At 70.2% G+C, this 11,253-nt stretch carries 11 protein-coding genes; 7 read left to right on the top strand and 4 right to left on the bottom strand.

Features of this window, described 5'->3' with window-relative positions:
- Positions 1 to 94: 94 nt before the first annotated feature.
- Positions 95 to 538: a metallopeptidase family protein gene (locus Asi02nite_RS35760; RefSeq protein WP_203718471.1), complete on the bottom strand. Its 444-nt coding sequence runs from the start codon at positions 536 to 538 to the stop codon at positions 95 to 97.
- A gap of 101 nt (positions 539 to 639) precedes the next feature.
- On the opposite strand from Asi02nite_RS35760, the gene Asi02nite_RS35755 reads away from it, so the two are divergent.
- Positions 640 to 1,002, top strand: a complete 363-nt coding sequence (locus Asi02nite_RS35755; protein WP_203718470.1) for a DUF3499 domain-containing protein — start codon at positions 640 to 642, stop codon at positions 1,000 to 1,002.
- Positions 1,003 to 1,053: 51 nt separating this feature from the next.
- On the opposite strand, the gene Asi02nite_RS35750 is transcribed toward Asi02nite_RS35755, so the two are convergent.
- The 3 genes from Asi02nite_RS35750 to Asi02nite_RS35740 form a co-directional block, all read right to left on the bottom strand.
- Positions 1,054 to 2,388, bottom strand: coding sequence for an NAD(P)/FAD-dependent oxidoreductase (locus Asi02nite_RS35750; RefSeq protein ID WP_203718473.1), 1,335 nt, complete (start codon positions 2,386 to 2,388; stop codon positions 1,054 to 1,056).
- A gap of 11 nt (positions 2,389 to 2,399) precedes the next feature.
- Complete coding sequence (locus tag Asi02nite_RS35745) at positions 2,400 to 3,746, bottom strand: aspartate aminotransferase family protein (RefSeq protein ID WP_203718469.1); 1,347 nt, start codon at positions 3,744 to 3,746, stop codon at positions 2,400 to 2,402.
- 129 nt (positions 3,747 to 3,875) lie between these two features.
- Entirely contained in the window at positions 3,876 to 4,388 is a 513-nt protein-coding gene (locus Asi02nite_RS35740; RefSeq protein ID WP_203718468.1) for an Lrp/AsnC family transcriptional regulator, read from the bottom strand.
- A gap of 169 nt (positions 4,389 to 4,557) precedes the next feature.
- On the opposite strand from Asi02nite_RS35740, the gene Asi02nite_RS35735 reads away from it, so the two are divergent.
- Genes Asi02nite_RS35735 through Asi02nite_RS35710 form a run of 6 tightly spaced genes read left to right on the top strand, consistent with a single transcriptional unit; the run spans position 4,558 to position 11,250 of the window.
- Positions 4,558 to 5,790 (top strand): polyamine ABC transporter substrate-binding protein, encoded by a 1,233-nt coding sequence (locus tag Asi02nite_RS35735; RefSeq protein WP_203718467.1) that lies wholly within the window; start codon positions 4,558 to 4,560, stop codon positions 5,788 to 5,790.
- A 1-nt stretch (position 5,791) separates the two neighbouring features.
- Complete coding sequence (locus Asi02nite_RS35730; protein WP_203718466.1) at positions 5,792 to 6,949, top strand: ABC transporter ATP-binding protein; 1,158 nt, start codon at positions 5,792 to 5,794, stop codon at positions 6,947 to 6,949.
- Positions 6,946 to 7,860 carry an ABC transporter permease gene (locus Asi02nite_RS35725; RefSeq protein WP_203718465.1) on the top strand — a complete coding sequence of 305 codons (915 nt, stop codon included), beginning with the start codon at positions 6,946 to 6,948 and terminating at the stop codon, positions 7,858 to 7,860. Before Asi02nite_RS35730 ends, Asi02nite_RS35725 begins: the two co-directional genes overlap by 4 nt.
- Positions 7,860 to 8,663 carry an ABC transporter permease gene (locus Asi02nite_RS35720; protein ID WP_203718464.1) on the top strand — a complete coding sequence of 268 codons (804 nt, stop codon included), beginning with the start codon at positions 7,860 to 7,862 and terminating at the stop codon, positions 8,661 to 8,663. The genes Asi02nite_RS35725 and Asi02nite_RS35720 overlap by 1 nt, the downstream gene beginning before the upstream one ends.
- Positions 8,660 to 10,057 carry an NAD(P)/FAD-dependent oxidoreductase gene (locus Asi02nite_RS35715; protein WP_203718463.1) on the top strand — a complete coding sequence of 466 codons (1,398 nt, stop codon included), beginning with the start codon at positions 8,660 to 8,662 and terminating at the stop codon, positions 10,055 to 10,057. The genes Asi02nite_RS35720 and Asi02nite_RS35715 overlap by 4 nt, the downstream gene beginning before the upstream one ends.
- Positions 10,057 to 11,250: a saccharopine dehydrogenase family protein gene (locus tag Asi02nite_RS35710; RefSeq protein WP_203718462.1), complete on the top strand. Its 1,194-nt coding sequence runs from the start codon at positions 10,057 to 10,059 to the stop codon at positions 11,248 to 11,250. Before Asi02nite_RS35715 ends, Asi02nite_RS35710 begins: the two co-directional genes overlap by 1 nt.
- Positions 11,251 to 11,253: the final 3 nt, after the last annotated feature.

Below are 11,253 nucleotides of genomic sequence, written 5' to 3'. Positions count from 1 at the left end.
GCGGGCGTGCGCGGCGCCGCCGTGATGGAGGGACGACCGATGACGGTCAGCGATCATCCCGGAGCACGAGAAACGGACAACCGCGTCCGGTGGGTTAGCTCAGTTCGTCTGGATCCAGGCCCAGCAGGTTGGCCACCTGCTCGATGATCACGTCGTGGACCAGGTCGGCCAGGTCGTCGTGGTCCATCGCGCGGAACTCCAGTGGGCGCCGATACAGCACGATTCGCGGCGCCATGTCCGCGCGGCCCGGGCGGCCCGGGAGTAGGCGGGCCAGGGGGACCTCGCCGTCCTCCAGGACGTCCGTGTCGTACACGTTCAGGTCCGGTGGCACGTCCTCCACCGCGAACTCGACCCCCGCCAGTTCCTTCGCGAAGCGGTGCTCGAGCGTCTCCACCGTGTCCAGGACAAGATCATCGAAGATCTCCGCCTTCGTACGCGCCAGCGGCACCGTGGCGGGCACCAGCCGCCCACGCAGCCCGCGACCGTGACGGTCACGGCGCCGGCCGGATGGTGGCCGGCGGTTGGCCGGGCTGGTCATCGCGCACCTCCTGGAGAAAAGCAGCATCAGCCTAGCCCCGCGATCGGCGTGTCGCGCCGGAAGGCGGGCCAACGCCCGGGTGGGAGATATAACGTGCGGCCGTGAGGTCTCCACGGCGTTGCTCCAGAAACGGCTGCCCCAGGGCGGCTGTCGCCACGCTGACCTACGTCTACCACGAGTCCACCGCCGTGGTCGGGCCGCTGGCGCAGTTCGCTGAGCCGCACACCTACGACCTCTGCGAGACCCACGCCCGGTCCCTGACCGCCCCCCGCGGCTGGGAGGTCGTCCGGCACGAGGGCGAGTTCGAACCCCCGCCGCCCACCACCGACGACCTGGTCGCCCTCGCCGACGCGGTCCGCGAAGCAGCCCGCCCGGGCCGCTACGACGACTTCGACGACCTCCCCCATGCAGGCCACCAACAGGGCCGCCGCGGCCACCTGCGCGTGATCCCGCCCAGCCAATAACGGGAGAAAGCGGGCACAAAGCCCGACGCGGACTCGGAGGCGCGGTCGAGGTCAGTGGCCCGTCAGCCGTTCGACGAGCGCGGCCAACCGCGTAGGGCGGCCCGAACGCGCCTCCGCCGCATCGGCCGACGCCGTCGCGCGCAGTGCCGCGTTGATGCCCAGCCACCTCAGCGGCTCCGGTTCCCACCGCCGCGACCGATGCCCCACCCACGGCAGCCGCACCAGGTCAGAGTCGTGGCCCAGGATCAGGTCGGCCAGCGTGCGCCCCGCCAGGTTGCTCGTGCCGACCCCGTCGCCCACGTAGCCCCCCGCCCACCCCAGACCCGACGCGCGGTCCAGGCCCACCGACGCCGTCCAGTCGCGGGTCACCCCGAGCGGCCCGCCCCACGAGTGCGTGATCTCCGGCAGCGCACCCAGCACCGGAAACAGCGTGCCCAGCGTCTCGCGCAGCGCCCGGAACACCGCCGGCTCCCGGTCGAAGGACGGGGACACCGAGGAGCCGAAATGGTACGGCGCCCCGCGCCCACCGAAAGCCAGCCGCCCGTCGGCCGTCCGCTGTCCGTAGATGATCAGATGGCGGAAGTCCGAGAACGTCTCACGGTCCGCCAGTCCGATCTCCGCCCACGTCGACGCCGGCAGCGGCGGCGTCGCCACCATCAGCGAGTAGATCGGCGCGACAGCGCGCCCGTACCCCGGCAGGGAAGCCGTGTATCCCTCCGTCGCCCGCACCACCACCGGCGCCCGCACCGTCCCGAAGGGCGTCTCCGCCGCACCCGGCCGTAACGCCGTCACCGGCGTGCCCTCATAAACAGAGACACCCTTAGCCGAAACCACCGACGCGAGCCCGCGCACCAGCGACGCCGGCTGGATCGCCGCGCAGTGCGGTGTGAAGACCCCGCCCAGCACCGACGTCGCCCGCAACCGAGCAGCGGCCTCGGCCGCGGTCAGCAGAGTCAGGTCGTCGAAGCCGAACGACGCCGACGACGCCACCGCCTCCGCGGCCCGGGAGACCTGCGCCGGCGACCGGGCCACCACCACCGTCCCGCCCTTGTGGAAGTCGCAGGAGATCCCCTCGGCGGCGCACACCCGGCCGACCTCGTCGACCGTCGCGTTCATCGCGCGTTGCAACGCGACAGCCGGCGCCCGCCCATAGCGCCGGGCCAGCGTGGGCACCGACGACGGCAGCAGCGCCGAGCACCACCCGCCGTTGCGCCCGGACGCCCCGAAGCCCGCGTACTCGGATTCCAGCACCGCGACCCGCACCGACGGGTCCGCCGAGATCAGGTAGTACGCCGTCCACAGCCCGGTGAAGCCCGCCCCGACGATAGCGACGTCGAACGATGCGGGACCCGGCAGCGGCGGGCGACGGACCGGCGGCGGACCCATCCAGTACGAGATCACAGGCGCTGCCACGCCTCCGTCAGCACCGCGCGCAGGATCTGCTCCATCTCGTCGAACTGCGCCTGCTCGCAGATCAGCGGCGGCGCGAGTTGCACCACCGGGTCGCCGCGGTCGTCGGCCCGGCAGTAGAGCCCCGCCTGGAACAGCGCCGACGACAGGAACCCACGCAGCAGCCGCTCCGACTCCGCGTCGTCGAACGTCGCCCGCGTCTCCTTGTCCTTGACGAGCTCGATCCCGTAGAAGTAGCCGTCGCCCCGCACGTCGCCCACGATCGGCAGGTCGAGCAGCTTCTCCAAAGTGGACCGGAACGCGCCCTCCTGGGCCCGCACGTGCCCGTTCAGGTCCTCCCGCGCGAACACGTCGAGGTTCGCCAGCGCCACCGCGCACGACACGGGATGCCCGCCGAACGTGATGCCGTGCGCGAACATCTCCTTCTCCGACAGGAAAGGCGCCATCAGTGCGTCCGACGCGATCATCGCGCCCAGCGGCGCGTACCCGGATGTCAGGCCCTTCGCAGTCGTGATGATGTCGGGCTGGTACCCGTACCGCTCGGCGCCGAAGTAGTGCCCCAGTCGACCCCAGGCACAGATAACTTCATCGGAGACGAGCAGGACGTCGTACGCGTCGCAGATCTCCCGCACGCGCTGGAAGTACCCGGGCGGCGGCGGGAAGCACCCGCCGGAGTTCTGCACGGGCTCCAGGAAAACGGCGGCCACGGTGTCGGGCCCTTCGCGCTCGATCGCCCGCGCGATCTCGTCCGCCGCCCACCGGCCAAAAGCGACGTCGGAGTCGCCGTGCTCCGGCGCCCGGTAGAAGTTGGTGTTCGGCACCTTGATCCCGCCCGGCACCAACGGCTCGAAGTCGGACTTGATCCCCGGCAACCCGGTGATCGACAGGGCGCCCATCGAGGTGCCGTGGTAGGCGATGTGCCGGCTCACCACCTTGTGCTTCGTCGGCTTCCCCACCCGCTTGAAGTAGGCCCGGGCCAGCTTCCACGCCGACTCCACCGCCTCGGACCCGCCGGTCGTGAAGAACACCCGGTTGAGGTCACCCGGCGTCAGCGCGGCGATCCGGGCGGCCAACTCGACGGCCGTCGGGTGCGCGTAGGACCACAGCGGGAAGAACGCCAGCTCCGAAGCCTGCTTGGCGGCCGCGTCGGCGAGTTCGTGCCGCCCGTGCCCGGCCTGCACCACGAACAACCCCGACAGCCCGTCGAGATAGCGCCGACCCTGGTCGTCCCAGACGTAGGCACCCTCGCCGCGGACGATCGTGGGCACCTCCCCGGCGCGATAGCTGGCCATGCGGGTGAAGTGCATCCACAGGTGTTCGGTGGCGTCGGTCATCGTGCTGCTCCGTCGCGTCGTCGTGCGAGCTTGGTCGCCCGCAGCACATGCAACGGTTATCGCACGAAATCCGGGTCACAGGCAAGCTTTCTCGATGGTCATTGCCGCGACAAGCAACGAAATCCGAAGTTACGCCGTGCCCCACGAATAGGTCTGCTTGCGCAGTTTGAGGTAGACGAACGCCTCCGTGGAGACGACGCCCTCGACGGACCGCAGCCGCTTGAGGATCTCCAGCAGGTGGTCGTCGTCGCGGCAGACCACCTCGCAGAGCAGGTCGAACGAGCCGGCGGTGATCACGACGTAGTCGACCTCGTCGAACGCCGCCAGCCGGTCGGCGACCTCCTCCAGGTCGCCGGAGATGCGCAGGCCGATCATGGCCTGCCGCGGGAAGCCGAGTTGCAACGGGTCGGTCACCGCGACGATCTGCATCACGCCGGCGTCGAGCAGCCGCTGCACCCGCTGCCGGACCGCGGCCTCGGACAGGCCGACCGCTTTTCCGATCGTCGCGTACGGCCGCCGCCCGTCCTCCTGCAACTGCTCGATGATCTGCTTCGCGACGTCGTCGAGCAGCGCGTGGCTGGCCCCTTCGCGCACGACCACGCGGCGGGCGGCCGGAACCGCGCCATTGCCCGACATGCCCATACCGGCTCCTCCTCAACACGCCGTAACGACCGCAAGTCTTCCGTATTTCGTCGTGAATCACGAGTGCCACAACGGAATCCCTTGTGACGCTCGTTTCCTCATGTCAGGATCGGTCGTCGTCTAGCTTTCCCCCAACTAGACCGAACCCCGACCCCCCCGGGAGCCCTCGATGCGCTACCGCTCGCAACCGCCGTTGTCGCCCGAGGCCGCGGCTCTGCTGTCGTTCACGCGCTCCTCCCTGTCCCGCCGCACGATGCTGCGGGGTGCGCTCGCCACCGGTGCGCTGGCCGTCGCCGGTGGCACGCTCGTCGGCTGCGGCACCAAGGGTGCCCAGCAGACAGAGGCGAGCTGTGTCAGCGAAGACCTTTCCGGCACGGAGAAGACGCTCACCGTCTCGAACTGGCCGCAATATATCGACGTCGACGAGAAAGACGAGTCGAAGCGGCCGACCCTGGTCGCTTTCGAAGCCAAGTCCGGCATCACGGTCAGCTACACGGAAGACATCAACGACAACAACGAGTTCTTCGGCAAGGTGCAGAACCAGCTCACCGCCTGCCAGCCGACGGACCGTGACGTCATCGTGCTCACCGACTGGATGACCGCGCGGATGATCCGGCTCGGCTGGCTCCAGAAGCTCGACAAAGCGAAGATGCCCAACTTCGAGAAGAACCTGCTGCCCTCGCTCAAGGCCCGGCCGTTCGACAAGAACACCGAATACGCCGTCCCGTGGCAGTCCGGGCTCGCCGGCATCGCGTTCAACGGCAACGTCACCAAGGAAGTCCGTACGGTCGACGAGTTGCTCACCCGTGCCGATCTCAAGGGCAAGGTGACCGCGCTGACGGAAATGCGCGACACCATGGGCCTGATCCTGGCGTCCAACGGGCACGACCCGTCCGACTTCACCAAGGCGCAGTTCGACGACGCGATCAACAAGCTGCAGAAGGCGGTCGACGCCGGGCAGATCCGCCGGTTCACCGGCAACGACTACGCACCGGAGCTCGCCAAGGGCGACATCGCCGCCTGCATCGGCTGGTCCGGCGACGTCATCCAGCTCGGCCTCGAAGACCCGAAGGTGCAGTTCGTCGCGCCGGACAGCGGCGCGATGCTCTACTCCGACAACTCGTCGATCCCCAACAAGGCGAGCCACAAGGCCAACGCCGAGGCGTTCCTCGACTACTACTACGACCCGGCGGTGGCCGCCCAGGTGGCCGCTTACGTCAACTACATCTGCCCGGTCAGCGGTGCCAAGGAAGAGATGGTGAAGATCGACCCGGATCTGGCGGAAAACCCGCTGATCTTCCCGGACGACGCCCTCCTCGGAAAGGCCAAGGTCTTCAAGGCACTGAGCGAGTCCGAGGAGCGGGAATACGAGTCGGCGTTCCAGAAGGTCATCGGAGCCTGACGTGACGAACCCATCCGAGGCCGGCGACCTGCGGCTGTCCCACGTCACCAAGCGCTTCGGCCCGTTCACCGCGGTCGACGACCTGAGCCTGACGGTGCCGCAGGGCTCGTTCTTCGCGCTGCTCGGCGCGTCCGGCTGTGGCAAGACCACGACGTTGCGGATGGTCGCCGGGCTGGAGGAGCCGACAACAGGCGAGGTGCGCCTCGGCGACCGCGACATCACCCGGCTGCGGCCCTACCAGCGCCCGGTCAACACCGTGTTCCAGAGCTACGCGCTGTTCCCGCACCTCGACGTGTTCGAGAACGTGGCGTTCGGCCTGCGCCGGCGCAAGATCCGCGAGGTCCGGTCGCAGGTCGAGCGGATGCTCGCGCTGGTCCAGTTGGACGGGTTCACCAAGCGCCGGCCGGCCGAGCTGTCCGGCGGCCAGCAGCAGCGGGTCGCGCTCGCCCGGGCGCTGATCAACCACCCGCAGGTGCTGCTGCTCGACGAGCCGCTCGGCGCCCTCGACCTCAAGCTGCGCCGGCAGATGCAGATCGAGCTCAAGCGCATCCAGACCGAGGTCGGCATCACGTTCGTGCACGTCACGCACGACCAGGAGGAGGCCATGACGATGGCCGACACGGTCGCCGTGATGTCGGCGGGCAAGATCGAGCAACTCGGCCGCCCGGCGGAAATATACGAATACCCGGCGACGGCGTTCGTCGCCAACTTCCTCGGCCAGTCCAACCTGCTGGCCGGGGAAGCCGCCGGGCAGTCCGGGGGCGACGTGCTCGTCTCCGCCTACGACCAGCGGTTCGCCGTGCCCGCGCCGCGGGCGCGCGCCGACCGCGGCGAGGTCTTCCTCGGCGTACGCCCGGAGAAGCTCGGCCTGGTCGCGGGCGAGGCCGACGTGCCGGCCGGGCACCAGTCCGTACGCGGCGTGATCACCGACTCGTCCTACGTCGGCGTCAGCACGCAATACCTCGTGCGCACCGGCTGGGGCACCGAGTTGGCGGTCTTCGCCCCCAACAGCGGCGCGGCCGCACCGTTGGCCGTCGGCTCCGAGGTGACCGCGCACTGGAGCCCCGAGCACGCCTTCGTGCTGCACCGCGAGCCGGGGGAGGGCGACCGCACCACGCCGGTCCTCGACACACCCGACGCCGTCGGCGTCGTCTCATGAGCCTGCTGACCGGTGTCGGCGCGCGCCCGGTTAGCGCACCCGACAAGCGGCCCGACGACAGCCGGTCGCGCCGGCGCTGGCTGCCGTACCTCCTGCTGCTGCCCGGCGGGGCCTGGCTGATCCTGTTCTTCATCGTGCCGACCCTGCAACTCGGCGCGACCAGCCTCTACGACCCCACCGGCTCGGTCACCACCGGCTACGCGATGACGTGGGAGTTCGGCAACTACCCCGACGCCATCGCGTACGCCGGTCCGCAGATCCTGCGCTCGTTCGCCTACGCCGCGATCGCGACCGTGATCGGCATCCTGATCGGCTACCCGCTGGCGTACGCGATCGCGCAGAAGGCCGGCCGCTGGAAGAACGTGCTGCTGGTCTGCGTCGTCGCACCGATGTTCACCAGCTTCCTGGTGCGCACGCTGGCCTGGAAGACGATCCTCTCCGACAACGGCGCCCTGGTCGGCTTCCTGCGCGACGTCGGCATCCTCGGCGCCGACGGCCGGCTGCTGGCCACCCCGATCGCGGTGGTGCTCGGGCTGACCTACAACTTCCTGCCGTTCCTGGTGCTGCCCCTCTACGCGAGCCTGGAGCGGCTCGACACCCGGCTGCTGGAAGCATCGGGCGACCTCTACGCCAGCCCGACCCGCACGTTCGTCAAGGTCACGCTCCCGCTGTCGATGCCCGGCCTGGTGGCCGGCACGCTGCTCTTCTTCATCCCGGCCGTCGGCGACTACATCAACGCCGCGCTGCTCGGCAACACCAACACGAGCATGGTCGGCAACGTGGTCAACTCGGCGTTCCTGTCGCGACAGGAGCCTCCGCAGGGCGCCGCGCTCTCGTTCCTGCTGATGGCGATCATCCTGGCGATCGTCTTCACGTACGTCCGCCGCGCGGGCACGGACGAGGTGGTCTGATGCACAGGATCCGGCGTTGGGTCGCCGACCACTGGGTGCTCGCCATCGGCCTGATGGTGCTGCTCTACCTGTTCCTGCCGATCGCGGTCGTCGCCGGGCTGTCGTTCAACCGCCCGTCGAGCCGCCTCTCGTACGACTTCAACGAGTTCACCACCGAGAACTGGACCAACCTGTGCGGCCCCGCCGACCTGTGCGCCGCGGTCGGCCGCTCGGCCTGGATCGGCCTGCTGGCCACGGTGGCGGCGACGATGCTCGGCACGCTGATGGCGTTCGCGCTGGCCCGCCACAGGTTCCGCGGCCGGGCCGCGACCAACCTGCTCATCTTCCTGCCGATGGCCACGCCCGAGTTGGTCATGGGCACGTCGCTGCTCGCCCTGTTCACCTCGGCCGGGCTCCAACTGGGCTTCGTGACCATCCTGATCGCGCACATCATGTTCTGCGTCTCGTTCGTCGTGGTGACGGTCAAGGCGCGGCTGGCCGGCATGGACGCGCGGCTCGAAGAGGCGGCGATGGACCTCTACGCGACGCCGGCACAGACCTTCCGGCGGGTCACCCTGCCGCTGGTGCTGCCCGGCATCGTCGCGGCCGCGCTGCTCGCGTTCTCGCTGTCGTTCGACGACTTCATCATCACGAACTTCAACTCGGGCAACACGGTGACCTTCCCCATGTACGTTTGGGGAGCCAACCAGCGCGGCATCCCGCCGCAGGTCAACGTGGTCGGCACGGCCATGTTCGCGGTCGCCCTGCTGCTGGTGCTGGCGACCAACGTGCGTGGACGTCGGCGGGGGGCGCGGGTGGCATGAACGTCGGGCGGGCGCTCGCGGACGCGCAGCCGCGGGTCTACTGGCTCGACCGCCCCGAGCGCCCCGACCCGCTGCCGCCGCTGGCCGGCGACACCTCGGCCGACCTGCTGGTGATCGGTGGCGGCTACTCCGGACTCTGGGCGGCGTTGCAGGCCAAGCAGGACGATCCGGGCCGCGACGTGGTGCTGGTCGAGGCCGGCACCTGCGGCTGGGCGGCCTCGGGACGCAACGGCGGCTTCTGCGCGGCGTCGCTGACCCACGGCCTGGCCAACGGTTCGGCCCGGTTTCCCGCCGAGATCGCCCTGCTGGAGACGCTCGGCCAGGCCAACCTCGACGCGCTGCTGGCGACGATCTCGCTCTTCGACATCCGCTGCGACGTCGAGCGGACGGGCGAGATCGAGCTCGCGACGGCCGAGCACCACCTCGCCGACCTGGCCGAGGGCGCGGCGCTGGCCCGGCGGCACGGCCACGACGTGCTGGTGCTGGGCCGCGACGAGGTGCGGGCCGAGGTCGACTCACCGACCTACCTCGGCGGGGTGTGGCACCGCGATCGCACCGTCATGCTCGACCCGGCGCGGCTGGCCTGGGGGCTGCGGTCGGCCTGCCTCTCGATGGGTGTACGGATCTTCGAGCACACCCGGGTGACCGGGCTGGCCCGTTCGGGGGGTGCGGTCGTGGCGTCCTGCGCGGGCGGGTCGTCGGTGCGGGCCGGCGGCGTGGTGCTGGCCGCCAACGCGTTCCCGCCGCTGCTGCGCCGGCTGCGGGCCTTCGTCGTCCCGGTCTACGACTACGCGCTGGTGACCCGGCCGTTGACCGCGGGCGAGCTGGCGTCGGTCGGTTGGCGGCACCGGCAGGGGCTGGCCGACTCGGGCAACCAGTTCCACTACTACCGCCTGACCGCCGACGACCGGATCCTGTTCGGCGGTTACGACGCCGTCTACCACTTCGGCAACCGGATGGCGCCCTCGCTCGCCCGGGAAGCGCCGACGTTCGCGACGCTGGCCCGGCATTTCTACGAGACGTTCCCGCAGCTCGACGGGGTGCCGTTCACGCACCGCTGGGGCGGGGTCGTCGACACCTGCACCCGCTTCTGCGCCTTCTTCGGCACCGCGTTCGGTGGGCGGTTGGCCTACGCGGCCGGGTTCACGGGGCTCGGCGTCAGCGCCAGCCGGTTCGGGGCCCGGGTCGCGCTGGATCTGTTGTCCGGCGCGGAAACCCCTTTGACCACATTGGACTTCGCACGCCGCCGCCCCGTGCCGTTCCCGCCGGAGCCCATGCGCTCGCTCGTCATCAACGCGACCCGCCGGTCGATGGCGCACGCCGACGCGCACCAGGGCCGGCGCGACCTGTGGCTGCGTACCCTCGACAGACTCGGTTTGGGGTTCGATTCCTGATGCGTGTCCTGCAGATCGGCGCCGGCGGCGTCGGCGCGGCGGCCGCGGCCATCGCCGCCCGGCGCGACTTCTTCTCCTCGTGGGTCGTGGCCGACTACTCGCTCGCGCGCGCGTCGCGGGTCGTCGACTCGTTGGGCGATCCCCGTTTCTCCGCGGCCCAGATCGACGCGTCCTCCTCGACCGAGGTGCGCGACCTGGCCGCCGGCGCCACGCACGTCTTCAACGCGGTCGACCCGCGCTTCGTCATGTCCATCTTCGACGGTGCGTTCGCGGCGGGCGCCGACTACCTCGACATGGCGATGTCGCTGTCGCAGCCGCACCCGACCGATCCCTACGGGTCGACCGGCGTGGTGCTCGGCGCCGACCAGTTCGCGACCGCCTCGCTCTGGGCCGATTCGGGGCGGCTGGCGCTCGTCGGGATCGGCGTGGAGCCCGGCCTCTCCGACGTGTTCGCGCGCTACGCGGCCGACGAACTCTTCACCTCGATCGACGAGATCGGCGTGCGTGACGGGTCGAACCTGGTCGTCGACGGTGCCGACTTCGCGCCGTCGTTCTCGATCTGGACGACGATCGAGGAGTGCCTGAACCCGCCGGTGGTCTACGAGCGCGACCGGGGCTGGTTCACCACGGAGCCGTTCTCGGAGCCGGAGGTGTTCGACTTCCCCGACGGGATCGGCCCGGTCGAGTGCGTCAACGTGGAGCACGAAGAGGTGCTGCTGATCCCGCGCTGGGTCGACGCGGGCCGGGTGACCTTCAAATACGGGCTGGGCGCCGAGTTCATCTCCGTGCTCCGCACGCTGCACCGCCTCGGCCTCGACTCGACGGTCCCGGTGAAGGTGGGCGACGTGTCGGTCTCGCCCCGCGACGTGGTGGCGGCGTGCCTGCCGGACCCGGCGACGCTCGGCCCGCGGATGCGCGGCAAGACCTGCGCGGGCACCTGGGTACGCGGCACCGGCCTATCGGGTGAGCCGCGCGAGGTCTACCTCCACCACGTGGTCGACAACGAGTGGTCGATGCGGGAGTACGGCCATCAGGCCGTCGTCTGGCAGACCGCCGTCAATCCGGTGGTGGCGCTGGAGTTGCTGGCGTCGGGGGCCTGGTCCGGCGCCGGGGTGCTCGGCCCGGAGGCGCTCCCGCCCCGCCCGTTCCTGGACCTGTTGGTGGCCTACGGGTCGCCCTGGGCGATGCGCTGATTT

Source organism: Asanoa siamensis (genome assembly GCF_016862555.1).
In the GTDB taxonomy this organism is placed as follows: Bacteria; Actinomycetota; Actinomycetes; order Mycobacteriales; family Micromonosporaceae; genus Asanoa; species Asanoa siamensis.
Note: the sequence above shows the minus strand (reverse complement) of the source record. Positions and strands in the feature narration are given on the sequence as shown.